The organism is Algoriphagus pacificus (assembly GCF_017254845.1).
Lineage (GTDB): Bacteria > Bacteroidota > Bacteroidia > Cytophagales > Cyclobacteriaceae > Algoriphagus > Algoriphagus pacificus.
Genome location: NZ_JAFKCU010000002.1, coordinates 271,267 through 284,172, shown reverse-complemented (window position 1 = coordinate 284,172; position 12,906 = coordinate 271,267). Strand labels below are relative to the sequence as shown.

General features: G+C 40.6%; 16 protein-coding genes. 13 read left to right on the top strand and 3 right to left on the bottom strand.

The genetic code is table 11. From position 1 onward, the window contains the following. Positions 1 to 52: 52 nt before the first annotated feature. From J0A69_RS08015 to J0A69_RS07985, 7 genes are all read left to right on the top strand, one after another. Positions 53 to 1,453, top strand: coding sequence for an MBL fold metallo-hydrolase RNA specificity domain-containing protein (locus J0A69_RS08015; protein WP_206586045.1), 1,401 nt, complete (start codon positions 53 to 55; stop codon positions 1,451 to 1,453). A 73-nt stretch (positions 1,454 to 1,526) separates the two neighbouring features. Further along, the gene (locus J0A69_RS08010; protein ID WP_206586044.1) at positions 1,527 to 1,934 is read left to right on the top strand and encodes a carboxypeptidase regulatory-like domain-containing protein; all 408 of its coding nucleotides are present in this window, start codon (positions 1,527 to 1,529) and stop codon (positions 1,932 to 1,934) included. 152 nt (positions 1,935 to 2,086) lie between these two features. Further along, positions 2,087 to 2,656 carry an RNA polymerase sigma factor gene (locus J0A69_RS08005; protein WP_206586043.1) on the top strand — a complete coding sequence of 190 codons (570 nt, stop codon included), beginning with the start codon at positions 2,087 to 2,089 and terminating at the stop codon, positions 2,654 to 2,656. After that, on the top strand, positions 2,649 to 3,455 hold the full coding sequence (locus J0A69_RS08000) for a hypothetical protein (RefSeq protein ID WP_206586042.1): 807 nt from the start codon (positions 2,649 to 2,651) through the stop codon (positions 3,453 to 3,455). The genes J0A69_RS08005 and J0A69_RS08000 overlap by 8 nt, the downstream gene beginning before the upstream one ends. A gap of 31 nt (positions 3,456 to 3,486) precedes the next feature. Further along, positions 3,487 to 4,527 (top strand): outer membrane beta-barrel protein, encoded by a 1,041-nt coding sequence (locus J0A69_RS07995; RefSeq protein ID WP_206586041.1) that lies wholly within the window; start codon positions 3,487 to 3,489, stop codon positions 4,525 to 4,527. Between the two features lie 40 nt (positions 4,528 to 4,567). Then, positions 4,568 to 5,365, top strand: coding sequence for a hypothetical protein (locus tag J0A69_RS07990; RefSeq protein ID WP_206586040.1), 798 nt, complete (start codon positions 4,568 to 4,570; stop codon positions 5,363 to 5,365). Positions 5,366 to 5,375: 10 nt separating this feature from the next. Next, positions 5,376 to 6,305 (top strand): DUF4097 family beta strand repeat-containing protein, encoded by a 930-nt coding sequence (locus J0A69_RS07985; RefSeq protein ID WP_206586039.1) that lies wholly within the window; start codon positions 5,376 to 5,378, stop codon positions 6,303 to 6,305. A gap of 90 nt (positions 6,306 to 6,395) precedes the next feature. Here J0A69_RS07985 and J0A69_RS07980 read toward each other — a convergent pair whose 3' ends face one another. Together J0A69_RS07980 and J0A69_RS07975 are read right to left on the bottom strand one after the other, a co-directional pair. Next, entirely contained in the window at positions 6,396 to 6,884 is a 489-nt protein-coding gene (locus J0A69_RS07980; RefSeq protein WP_206586038.1) for a hypothetical protein, read from the bottom strand. 9 nt (positions 6,885 to 6,893) lie between these two features. Continuing rightward, on the bottom strand, positions 6,894 to 7,988 hold the full coding sequence (locus J0A69_RS07975) for a ferredoxin--NADP reductase (RefSeq protein ID WP_206586037.1): 1,095 nt from the start codon (positions 7,986 to 7,988) through the stop codon (positions 6,894 to 6,896). Positions 7,989 to 8,202: 214 nt separating this feature from the next. On the opposite strand from J0A69_RS07975, the gene purB reads away from it, so the two are divergent. From purB to J0A69_RS07945, 6 genes are all read left to right on the top strand, one after another. After that, positions 8,203 to 9,546, top strand: coding sequence for an adenylosuccinate lyase (gene purB, locus J0A69_RS07970; RefSeq protein WP_206586036.1), 1,344 nt, complete (start codon positions 8,203 to 8,205; stop codon positions 9,544 to 9,546). Between the two features lie 108 nt (positions 9,547 to 9,654). Continuing rightward, positions 9,655 to 10,107, top strand: a complete 453-nt coding sequence (locus J0A69_RS07965; protein WP_206586035.1) for a GNAT family N-acetyltransferase — start codon at positions 9,655 to 9,657, stop codon at positions 10,105 to 10,107. 32 nt (positions 10,108 to 10,139) lie between these two features. Continuing rightward, positions 10,140 to 10,421, top strand: coding sequence for an MmcQ/YjbR family DNA-binding protein (locus J0A69_RS07960; RefSeq protein WP_236032738.1), 282 nt, complete (start codon positions 10,140 to 10,142; stop codon positions 10,419 to 10,421). Positions 10,422 to 10,505: 84 nt separating this feature from the next. Then, a complete protein-coding gene (locus J0A69_RS07955; RefSeq protein ID WP_206586033.1) occupies positions 10,506 to 10,892 on the top strand; it encodes a hypothetical protein in 387 nt (128 codons plus the stop codon). A gap of 26 nt (positions 10,893 to 10,918) precedes the next feature. Beyond that, the gene (locus J0A69_RS07950) at positions 10,919 to 11,281 is read left to right on the top strand and encodes a DUF1801 domain-containing protein (RefSeq protein ID WP_206586032.1); all 363 of its coding nucleotides are present in this window, start codon (positions 10,919 to 10,921) and stop codon (positions 11,279 to 11,281) included. A 35-nt stretch (positions 11,282 to 11,316) separates the two neighbouring features. Continuing rightward, complete coding sequence (locus J0A69_RS07945; RefSeq protein WP_206586031.1) at positions 11,317 to 11,964, top strand: carbonic anhydrase; 648 nt, start codon at positions 11,317 to 11,319, stop codon at positions 11,962 to 11,964. A 2-nt stretch (positions 11,965 to 11,966) separates the two neighbouring features. On the opposite strand, the gene ctlX is transcribed toward J0A69_RS07945, so the two are convergent. Further along, the gene (gene ctlX / locus J0A69_RS07940; protein WP_236032736.1) at positions 11,967 to 12,902 is read right to left on the bottom strand and encodes a citrulline utilization hydrolase CtlX; all 936 of its coding nucleotides are present in this window, start codon (positions 12,900 to 12,902) and stop codon (positions 11,967 to 11,969) included. Between the last annotated feature and the right edge of the window lie 4 nt (positions 12,903 to 12,906).

Here is a 12,906-nt window from a genome sequence, read left to right as displayed (position 1 = left end):
CCGAAAGGGTGCCTCTTTTTTTTGTATCTTCTCCTTCTAAATAACCTACACCATGAATGTCACTGTAAAATTTTTAGGAGGAGCCGGAGCTGTTACCGGATCCAAATACTTAATTGATTTAGGAGAATTTGAATTTCTGGTGGATTGCGGGCTTTATCAAGGAGCCCGGCAACTGAGAGAACGCAATTGGGACAAATTCCCTATGCCTCCTATGGATATGGAAGCCATTGTTCTCACCCACGCCCACCTAGACCATATTGGATACTTACCTAAACTGGTTAAACAGGGTTTTTCAGGCCCTATCTACTGTACCGAAGCCACAGCCGAGCTTGCAAAGATTCTGCTCCTAGACTCCGGTAAACTACAGGAAGAAGAAGCTGAATACGCTAGAAAAAAAGGATACTCAAGACATGAAAACCCAGAGCCGCTTTACACCATGGAAGATGCGGAGGCTGTTTTTCCTTTGTTTGTCCCCCAAGCTTTCGAGAAGCCTTTTGAAATCAACCCCAATGTCAAGGTCACCTATTATCATGCTGGCCATATCCTTGGAGCCGCTATTGTCAAAATAGTTGTTAAAGGAGAAACTCAGGAAAAAAGGCTGGTGTTTTCAGGAGATTTAGGCAGGTACCACGATCCTGTGTTATACCCTCCTACCCGGGTTCCTTTTGCAGATATCCTCTGGATTGAATCAACCTACGGTGACCGAATCAGCCCTCCGGTAAAAGCAGAAGACGAATTAGGAAGAGCTATTCGAGACACTTTTGACAGAGGTGGTTTGGTGATTATTCCGGCATTTGCTGTGGGTCGTACCCAGTTAGTCATGTACTACCTATTTCAATTGATGGAAAAAGGGAAAATACCCAAAGTCCCTATTTTCTTGGATTCCCCTATGGCTATCAATGCTACCAAACTTTACCAGGATTATAAAAGTGATCATCAATTAGCAGCTGTTTTGGAAGAAGACGACAGAAATCCCTTTGACCATCCCCAGTTGCATTACTTTCAAAAACAGGAACAATCCCGATCTCTCAATGAATACAGGGGAAATGCCATTATTATATCTGCAAGTGGAATGGCTACGGGTGGCCGAGTCTTACACCATCTGTTCCATCATCTCCCCGATGAGAAAAACGGGGTGATTTTCGTGGGATACCAAGCTGAAGGAACGAGAGGAAGGAGATTGATTGAAGGGGAACCGGAAATAAGAATCTATGGAAGGGAAGTTTCGGTCAAAGCCAAAATTTATCAGATCGATGGATTATCTGCTCATGCCGATCAATCAGAACTGTTGGATTGGGCCGAAGGATTCTCCAGTAAACCAAAAATCACCTTTATAATACATGGGGAAGAAAAAAGTGCCAGCACTTTGGGAAGAAAACTGGAAGAGGAATTAGGGTGGCGAACTGTCATACCTACTTATTTGGAATCATTTATGCTCTTTGAAAATATCTAACCCAACAAAACAGATGAAGCATTATAAAATTGTCCTTAACCTATTCCTTTTTTCACTGATAACCTTGACTTTAATGCATTGCAAACCTTATGTACCCGAAGGACAAGGAATCATTGGCACTATTACCTGGATAGAAGGAAATCAAATGCCAAAAATACAGTCAGGTGAAAACACAGAAGAAACAGCGAAAAAAGTAGAGCGAACAGTTCAGATATTTCCCCTTACTAATATTTCCGATGTAAAAGTAGAAGACGGGCTGATCACTGCCATCGCCAGCAAAAAGGTCAAGGAGGTTAAAACGGATGGAACCGGGAAATATGCTGTTGATTTGAGCCCCGGAAGATATTCCGTCCTCACTGTGGAAGAAAACGGTTTATTTGCCAGTATTTTTGATGGAGAAGGAAACATCCAACCAGTCACTGTCAAAGAAAATGAATGGACTTTGTTGAATATCCTGATCAATTACAAAGCTTATTATTAATAATCCCAAAAAACATAAAGCAATTCAATAACCTGTAAATCAATTTTTTACAGGTTATTTTTTAGCTTTTGAAAAAATAATTAACTTTTTTTCACCTGCCCACGCAACCAATTTTAAAAACCCGGCATCTACCTATTTGAAAGCCACTAGAAATGTTCAGCAGAACCAATTTTTCTACCGAAACAGAAGTAATACAAGGATGCCTAAAGGGTGATCGGTCAGCCCAGCGCCACCTGTATGAGAGCTATTCGGGAAAATTCTTGGTCATCTGCCTCCGATATCTAAAGGATCGGGAACATGCAGAAGATGTGATGATCGAAGGCTTCATGAAGATTTTTGAAAAACTTCCCCAGTTTCAACATAAAGGAAGTTTCGAAGGTTGGATGAAGCGGATTATCGTCACTCAGGCTCTCATGACATTGAGGAGCAATCGGCACCTGATGATGGAAGTAAACATGGAAAATGATGCAGCGTACCAGGATCACAACTATGAATTGACACATTTGGAAACTGAAGAGCTTTTGGATTTAGTAAAAAGCCTTCCCGTGGGATATAGAACAGTTTTCAACCTTTATGCAATTGAAGGCTATTCTCATCAGGAAATAGGAGAATTACTCGGAATCAGCGAAAGCACTTCCAAATCTCAGCTCAACAGAGCCCGAAATGTTTTAAAAGAAAAAATTGCCAGTCTATTACCAAACGAAAGGAGAAACAATGGCTAACTCATCACAAAATCTGGATAAAGTTTTCAAGGAAAAACTAGACCAGCACAGCATCAAACCCAGCGCTCTAGCCTGGGAGAGACTTGAAAAACAGCTTCCAAAAGAACCTAAATCCAACAAAGGATTATGGTGGGCTGCTGCTGCCTCCGTGGTGATCCTGCTTTCTGCCGGCTATTTCTTATATCCGGACGACGCTACTTCCCCAAAGGGAGATATGCTCGCCACAAATGAAAAAATCGATCTTCCTAAGACGGTTGAACCGACAGAATCACAGGAAATTGAATCGATCCCAACTGAAGAAACAAAACCTGAGACAGCAAATGAGCCAGTGAATACGACTGCTTCGACCCCTGCTCAAAAAGAAAATAAAAACAACACAACTACTAAAAAACAACCAGCCGTTCAGCCAAAAGCTACCGAAGAAGCTCCACAGAATCTGATTGCAATGACCGAAACACAAGAAGAGACTGTAGAAACAAAACCAGTGGCAGTTCCTGAATTGAAGCTTGAAGAAAAGGAAATGGTACAGACAGAAATCCAGCTTACAGCTCCGGATATGTCCAAAACCATAGCAGAGGCAAAACCGACCGAAGAAGCTCCTGCATTCCGTGTCAAGATCTATTCAGATGGATTGAAGGAAGAACCAAAAGACAAAAGCCTGATCGCCGGAATCGGTAAGACAGTAAATGAAGTCGAAGGTTTATTGGGAAAAGTGGACCAGGGATTTGCAGACTTACAAGATGCAAAAAACAACCTCTTCACCAGTATGATTTCCAAGAAAGAACGAGCTGAAAAGTAAAAAACCACCACAAGAAAAACGACATCAAATCATGAAAAAATATCTTTTATTATTCTGCCTGATGGCTCTGGTGCAAATTGGATTTGCAGGTACAATGCCATCAAATGATCCCTACAAGACTGTAATGAGTGACAGCGTGGTAGTGGAATTCGGAAAGTCCGGAAAAATTGTAATCATCGTGGAGAGCAAAGAGGACTTTGAAAAATTAAAGCTGATGAATATCAATCAGATCATCAGAGAATTGGACCTGGAGGAGAATGAAGATTCCGGAGAATTGACCATAGTAGAGATCAAGAAAAAAGACGGTACCACCAAAGAAGTGGTAAAAGTGAGAGAAGACTGGGAAGAAACAGAGGTATACATCGGAGGAATGAGAATCCTGGTGGATGAATCCGGCGACAACACCAAAGTCCGGGTAGAATCGGGAATGAAAAGGAAAAGTGATCCTCCTTTCAGAACCTTCTTCAACGTGGATCTTGGAGTGAATAATTACCTGAATGCAGATGGAAAGTTTCCTACTTCAGACAATCCTTATGCAGTAAAAGGCTGGGGTAGCTGGAACGTGGGCCTAAACTGGATGGCAGCTCAGAGACTATCAAAAGGTTTTTACTGGGATTTCGGATTAGGTTTCCAGTTCTACAACTTCAAATTTGAAAACAGAGATTTTCAGGCAGTTCGTGGAGATCAGATGGTTGATTTCATCCAGAGAAACGATGTCAATGGCTTCAAAAGCAAAATCTCAGCCTCCTACATCACTGCCATGACCATGCTGGAATTGGACTTCGGTAAAATGAATGACAATGGCAAAAGAGGTTTGCGAATCGCGGCAGGTCCTTATGCAGGATACAGACTTGGCGGACAGTCAAAATATGTTTACAAAGAGTTGGGAGGATCTGGACGTAAGAAAGATAAGCAAGACACAGGTCTTTACCTAAACAACTTCAGATATGGGGTAAGAGGCGAAATCGGTGTGGGAAGAATCACCTTCTTCTCAACTTACGATCTAAACACACTTTTCCAAGAAGGAAAAGGTCCAGAGTTGAATCCAATCACATTCGGAATAGTATTTTAATCGCAGGGGCTTAGTCCCCTGCTTCTAACAACTTTTACTCATGAAAAACCAACTTATACTACTTATACTTTTCGTTTTTTCGCTTAGCACAGCATTCGCACAAAACGAACCTGACACAGTCATTTACACCAAAGATAAAATCATCAAAGTATTCGGAAACACCTGGAAATACACTAAAAACGAAGAAGGAAAGTGGATTCTGGAAGTGGAAGAAGATGATGAAATCCAAGTAAAGGAACGCTACAAAACCAGAAAATTCAGAGCAGATCTAAATACGGAATTGGGTATTAACCTAGTTAACCCAACAACAGAAATGCCTGCAGTGAAGCCTTGGGGATCTTGGTATTATGCCATCAACATGGAAGGCACCTACAAACCAGCAAGAAACTTCCACCTGATTTCGAGCCTTGGCGTCAGCTGGTACAATTTCAAATTGGAGGACACCAACCTGATTGCAGTTAAAAATCCAGATGGAATCGTTTGGGAGGAATTTGAACCAGGCACTGGAACCAAGTCTAAAATCTCTGCATCTTATGTCAACCTAACCGTGGTACCAACCATCTTGACCAATAACCAGAAGCTGAGATTAGGCCTAGGTGGATATGCGGGACTAAGAGTAGGCGGCAGAGGTAAATTTGTCTACGACGACGAAAATGGAGACAAGACCAAAGTATTCGAAAAATCAAATATGTACATCGAAAACTTCCGTTATGGAGCTAGAGGAGAAGTGGGTATCGGAGACGTCACGCTCTTTTTCAACTATGATCTGAACGATCTTTTCCAAGAAAACTTAGGACCAAAGGTGAATGCAATGAGCTTTGGAGTAACAATACGATAAATAAAAAACCATGAAAACAATCTTTAAAATCAGCCCTATTTTAATGGCAATGCTGCTTTTCGCAAGTGTGAGCTTTGCGCAGCAAGTCCTAGTCGATGCCAACAAATCCTACTCCAACATCAGTAAGATAGAAGTGAGTGGAGGATGGCTGGATGTCTCTTATGATGGAGGTTCGGGATCCGATGTAAAAGTCCAGGCATTTTTGGAATCCAATGACAGCGATCAGGACATCATTTTCGTGACGGTGGGAGATGTTTTGAAAATTTCCTACGAAAGAAAATCCAACAGCGGATCTTGGGGAAACAACCGAAACAAAGGTTTCATCAAAATCAACGGCCCTATGGTAATGGCATTGGACATCAAAAACAGTTCAGGGACTATTACTGTGGACGGCGTCACAAACGATGAAACTAACCTTCGTGTAAGTTCAGGAAAAGTAACCGCCACTAATATCAAAGGCGATTTGAAAGTGAGAGCGAGTTCAGGATCACTGCATATCGACCAAGTAGACGGTAATATTTCAGCAGGAGTAACCTCTGGTAATGCAGATATTTTCAACGTATCTGGAGATGTGGATTACGAATCGACCAGTGGATCATTAGAAGCTGAAGATATCAAAGGTGAGCTTAGTGCTTCCCTGACTTCAGGAAATGCCAAGCTGAGCAATATCGGTGAACTAGGCAATTTGCAGTTCACTTCCGGCAATATCAGAGCTTCCAATGCAGGCCTTGGAGATAACACTCGCTTTAATGGAACTTCTGGATCTTTTAGAATCCAAACCCAATCGGACTTAAAGTCGTATAACTTTTCTCTGAAGGCTTCTTCAGGAAATCTTAAAGTCGGAGGAATCAATACTGGAAAAAATCTAGAGATCGATAACGGAGCCTCAAGTTGGGTGAGAGGATCAATCTCTTCTGGAAATATTGTCATTGAGAACTAAACCAACTACAAACAATGACAAAGCACCAATCTGAAAAGGTTGGTGCTTTTTTTTGAATTTATCTCTGAATTTTGTTTGGAGTATTCTTCCTTATTCTGGACGAGAAGCGTTTAAAATCAAATCGCGCTCTTCCTTTCTCAACTTCAATAATCTTCCGATTCTATCAGGAGTTGGCTTGGCCAAGGAAAAGAAAACCAGGGTACCTGCAAAAAGAACGATGAAATAAGGATTACCAAAGAACAGCAATCCCAAAGTTGCTATTAAAGAACAGATGAAAAGAAGAAAAAAACGCTCTCTGGTAGCATGAGCATAGATTTTTACCTTTTTCAACAATTCGTCAAAGTGAAAAGTCTCTTTTAATTTCCTGTGAAATAAAAAATACTGAATCAGCAAAAGCGCTGTTCCAGCTCCAGCTAGAATGCCATTAACAAAATCAGGCAAGGCCGGCAAACCCCAGTCCAGATTACCTGAATTATGATAGAGATAAATCATCCCAAAAAGCGGAAGAGCAATCAGCATTAAGATTAATACCAATTGCTCCAGCCTTTTATAAATACTTCGAATTTCTTCTAATTCCATTATTACAGCTTATTCAATGCTGATTTGTACATCATCTGTCAGCGGTCTACCCACACAACATAATACATACCCCTCATTGATTTCTTTTTCACTCAAACCATCATCTTCATCCATTTTCACCTGACCACTGATCAGCTTTCCTCTACATGCTGTGCAAAGTCCACTTTGGCAGCTATAAGGCATATTTAGATCCTGATTTAAGCCCGCTTCCAAAATAGTTTTATCCGGAGAAACAGAAATCATATACTCCTCACCTTCCATCAAAATCTTCACGTCTCTAGTCAATCCAGTATTGGAAGCATTGGCTTCATGAGCTGCCTCGGCCGCTGCAGAATAGAAGCTTTCTTTGTGGATTCTATCCTTGTTTACACCCAACTGCTCCAACACAACCAATGAATTCTCTAGAATCCCTTCTGGTCCACAGATAAAATATTCAGACTCAAACTCAGTTTCTGATTCAGCACCTTTGATAAATTCAGCAAGCTTTTCCAAAGAAAGTCTCCCCTTCAATCCAGTCCAAGAATCGGTCGGTTGGCTTAGGTTATGGATAACTTTTAGCTTGCCTTCATGCTTTGCTTCTAGCTCTGCCAACTCCTTTTTGAAAATGATATGCTCTTCGTGACGGCTGGCATATAATAAAGTCACTTTTGATTTTGGTTCATTCGCCAACACAGATTTGAGAATGCCCATCATCGGAGTGATGCCACTTCCTCCTGCTATTAAGAAGAAATGCTTTTGATTTTTAGAATGAAAATCCGTGGTGAAGTTTCCAAGAGGCTTTAAAACATTGATTGTTTTACCCGGATGGATTTTCTCATTCAAAAAGTTGGAAAACAAGCCTCCAGGAACTCTTTTGACAGAAATCCCAGGGAATGGATCCACATAAGGAGAAGTGCAAAGGCTGTAAGATCTTCGTTGCTCTTTTCCTTCGAAATCGATGACCAAAGTCAAAAATTGACCTGGCTTATAATCTAGATAAGGTTCTGGTTGCTCAAAATAGATACTTACTGTATCTGCCGTTTCTTTCACTACCTCTCTCACTTTCAGAGGCAGATAAGTTGGCTTCTTAACTTCCTCTTTCTTTTTCTTAAATAAATTGAACATCCGAAATCTAAACTGTTTAGTTTTTAATTGCTGCAAAATTAACCTCTCAGCCCAAATAATTGCCTTTGAGCAGGAGAAATTCGAAGGCATAACCTTAATTATCAACATAGGGTTCGTAAAAAACCCAGAATTGTGCTGAAATCGGAACTTGAAGACCCGATTTTTGGAGTCAAAAGGCTAAATTGCAGCCTCCAAAAACAAACGGAATAGTCCAATGGAATTAAATGCATTGACAGCGGTCTCATCTGTAGATGGACGCTATGCTGGCAAAACAGCCCCTTTAAGAGCCTATTTTTCGGAATTTGCGCTGATTAAATATCGGGTACACGTTGAGGTTGAATACTTTATCGCACTTTGTGAATTGCCATTGCCTCAATTAAAAGACTTTGATCACTCTCTATTTTCTGAATTACGATTGATCGTAGATCATTTCACTTTGGAAGATGCCGAGAAAATCAAGTCTACAGAAAAAATTACTAACCATGATGTCAAAGCAGTTGAATATTTCCTCAAGGAAAAATTTGACGCGCTAGGACTCGAAGCACATAAGGAATTCATCCATTTCGGACTTACTTCCCAAGATATCAACAATACCTCCACGCCTTTAATGCTAAAAGCAGGCATGAAGGAAGTGATCCTTCCACAATTGGAAGCAGTGATGCTGAAGTTGGAAGAAAAAGCAGAAAGCTGGAAAGCAATACCGATGCTGGCCAAGACCCATGGGCAACCTGCCTCTCCTACCCGCTTGGGAAAAGAAATCAATGTGTTTGTCGTGCGGATCGAAAAGCAGCTTGAACTGCTCAAGCAAGTACCTTATACAGCAAAATTTGGTGGAGCTACCGGAAATATGAACGCTCACCAAGTAGCCTACCCAAGCATTGCTTGGAATGAATTTGCTGTGAAATTCGTCAGTGATTATTTGGGATTGGTAAGAAGCTTCCCAACTACTCAAATCGAGCACTACGATAATCTAGCCGCGCTTTTTGATGGATTGAAACGCATCAATACGATCCTTTTGGATTTGGCAAAAGACGTGTGGCAATATGTGGCTATGAATTATTTCAAACAAAAAATCAAAGCTGGAGAAATCGGATCCTCTGCAATGCCACATAAAGTCAATCCAATTGATTTTGAAAATGCAGAAGGAAATCTCGGTATCGCAAATGCTTTGTTGGAGCATTTGTCAGCCAAACTTCCTATCAGCAGATTACAACGTGACTTGACAGACAGTACGGTATTAAGAGTAATCGGAGTTCCATTGGGACATATGGTCATCGCTTTGGAATCTTTGGCCAAAGGCCTGGATAAACTGGAATTGAATGAAGCAGCAATCACGGCGGACCTGGAAGACAACTGGGCTGTTGTAGCTGAGGCGATCCAGACAGTTTTGAGAAGAGAGGCTTTCCCTAAGCCTTATGAAGCTTTGAAAGACCTGACCAGAACCAACACGAAGATCACTGAAACTTCAATCCGAGAGTTCATCGCCAATCTGCCGATTTCTGATGAATTGAAATCAGAACTGAATCAGATCACGCCGTTTAATTATACTGGCATCTGATTTTAAGCAGTCAATATATTCTCGCCGGAAGGAAAACCTTCCGGTTTTTTTATGCCCAAAATTTATTTCTGATTACAATCACTTAAATTCAGTTTTAAATTTTCTGTCATGTTAAAACTTAGCCGCAGCGATTCCAGCAACCCTGATTTTCAAGCATTAGTCCGTTTGCTTGATGCTTATTTGGCAAAAATAGACGGGGAAGAGACGCACTTCTATTCGCAGTATAATAAAATAGACAGTCTGAAACATGTGGTGGTTTTATATGAAAATGATATCCCAAAGGCATGTGGAGCTATCAAGGAAATAGATTCTCAGCGGATGGAGGTGAAGCGGATGTATACCGCTGAAGATTCCAGAGGAAAAGGATTTGGGAGTACGGTCCTATCGGATTTAGAAAAATGGGCAGCGGAAATGGGTTATAAAGCTTGTGTTTTAGAAACGGGGAAAAGGCAACCTGATGCCATTGCCTTGTATGAAAAGTCAGGCTATCAGCTGATACCTAATTACGGTCAGTATATCGGAGTGGAAAACAGCGTTTGCTTTGAAAAGAAATTAAGCTGATGGATCCCATTGCGACTTTTAGATGCATTTGCATGCAATTTCCAGGAGTTGAAGAAATGCCCCATTTTGAAAAGACTTCCTTTCGGCTGAAAAAGAAAATTTTCGCTACCCTGGATCAAAAAAATCTGAAAGCCACTGTAAAATTGAGTTTAAAGGAACAAGATCTATTTTGTCTTATCGACAAGTCAAAGGTTTATCCTGTACCTAATAAATGGGGAAAGCAAGGCTGGACAAATGTGGAGATCAACGAGCTGGAAGAAGAAATCTTAACTGACTTACTTACAACAGCTTTCAATCAGCTTGCATCCAAGTAAGGATTAAGAATTTTTAAGGGAGTCTAAAAGCTTAAAACAAACTAAAAAAGCTAAATTGATCCTTTCAAGCTAAAAGATCACATCATGAAAAACTCATTTTTGTTGCTCCTTTTTTTCCTAGCGTCTTTTTCCATCTCCCTCGCACAGTCAAATGCTGATAAATCAGAAAAAGAGCTTTCAACCCATGTCTCGTTCATGAATCATCCCCTAATTGTGATTAGCTCAACAGATGATGAGGCCGAAAACAAAGTCTTTAAGGCTTTTCAATTCGAAGATGGAACTTCCCAGATAGATTGGCTGAAACCTGAATATATTGGAAGCATGAATGTTCTGAGAGACAATGCAGCAACTGACAAATACGGGTTTAAGGGAAATAATGGAGTCATTGAGATCCAACTAATTGAGGGAGTTTATAGGGCTTTCCCCGATGAAATTAAATCCAAATTCAAGACAATTTCTACGGGTCAATAGGACCCATTTTTTTTAAGACCAATAAAATGCTAAAGCAGGTTGACCAATTTTTTCTGAATCAAGAAGAGGCTATTTCCAATTGCTTTTTGGCTTTGCGCCAGCTCATATTCGCGGCAGATTCCAAAGTGAGTGAAACCATGAAGTACAACATGCCTTGTTATTGCTATCAAAACAAAGCCTTTTGCTATTTGTGGCAGGATAAGAAAACGTGGGAGCCCTACATTCTTTTTGTTAAAGGAAATCAAATGAATCATCCAGAGTTAGAATCCGGAGATAGATCTCGAATGAAAATATTTCGCCTAGACCCACATTCAGATCTTCCTAAATCCACGATCAGTTCATTGCTCACCGAATCAATTTCTTTGGCAAAAAATCAAATTAAAAAATGATCGTAAATTCGTTTATTGAATAAAAATCAGAATCAATGAATTTATACAAACAAGTTTTTGAAAACAATCAAAAGTGGGTAGAGTCAAAACTGGAACTAAATCCAGAATATTTCGAGAATTTGGCAAAAGGACAAAGCCCCGAAATTCTTTACATAGGTTGTAGTGACAGCCGGGTAACTGCCGAAGAAATGACAGGAATCGAACCTGGGCAAATGTTTGTGCACAGAAACGTAGCGAATTTGGTCCCAAATAATGATGGAAATTCTGCTGCGGTTATAGAATATGCCATTTCCCATTTACGAGTAAAACATATTGCAGTCTGCGGTCATTATTTCTGTGGTGGTGTCAAAGCTGCTATGCAGGCTCAGGATTTGGGGATTCTCAATCCTTGGCTAAGAAATATCAGAGATGTTTATAGAACCCATCGTGTAGAATTGAATAAAATCGAGGACGAAGACCAGAGATACAAAAGATTGGTGGAGCTAAATGTACAGGAGCAGTGTATCAATGTGGTAAAAATGGCGTCTTGGCAACAGCGCTATCTGGCAGAAAGCCAACCGACTGTGCACGGATGGGTTTTTGATATTGAATCAGGCAATTTGATCGATTTGAATATAGATTTTCCTACTATTCTAAAAGGCATCCAGGAGATCTATGATCTTGGTGCTGGAGATAATTCCTAAAATCAGGATTTTTGCTTTGGCAAAAACAACTCCGCCATCATACAGCGTGCACTTCCGCCTCCGAGTTTTTCGATAGTTGGAATTGACGGGCTGATGATGGTGGTGTATTTTTCAATCAATTGGATTTGCCCCACATTCAGACTATCCAAAGCTGTCTGAGACATCACAGTAAATTTCTCTCCCCCATCATTGCTGACTTCCAGCATATTTCCGGCAAAACTGAATTTCTGCTTCTGTGTGATGGGGATCACTTTTTTTCCGGTTTTTGTCAAAGCTTTTTGTACTCCTTGCTTTTCAGAAGCCTTGGGAATACTATCCAGACAAACTACTGCCAAATCTCTTCCCACATGCATCATCACATTTGTATGATAAATGGAACTGAGTTGCCCGTTGATCTCCTGAACCGCCTTAAATCCCACTACTTCATATCCAAGTAATTCTCCGACATATTTCAATGGAAAGGGATGAGTTCGCTCGGAATAACAGGCAAAAATAGTCTTGCTATCATGATCCATAACCATACTTCCGGTTCCCTCTAGGTATTGATTATCATTTTCAAAAAAACTCAGATCCAAAATTTCAGAAATCTGGTATCCTTTTTTTATCAGCAATTCTATCAGATCTTTTCTTCTTTCCAGCCTTCGGTTTGGAGAAAACATAGGATATAAAATCAGCTTTCCATCGGGATGGGTACTAAACCAATTATTAGGAAAAACTGCGTCTGTTTTGATTGGTTTAGGAGTATCCCCCACCACTTCCACATTTACTCCTTGGTCTTTCAAAAGGGCGACAAATCCGTCAAATTCCTGTCTGGCCAGCTCCCGGATTTCCTCTGCAGCTCTTTCATCCTCCTGCTGGTAAAAATTATTCGCAGCAGTTTCCTGATTAAAGCCAAAATTGGCTGGGCGAACCATCAGAATGTTGGGAGAAGTCTGCATTGAT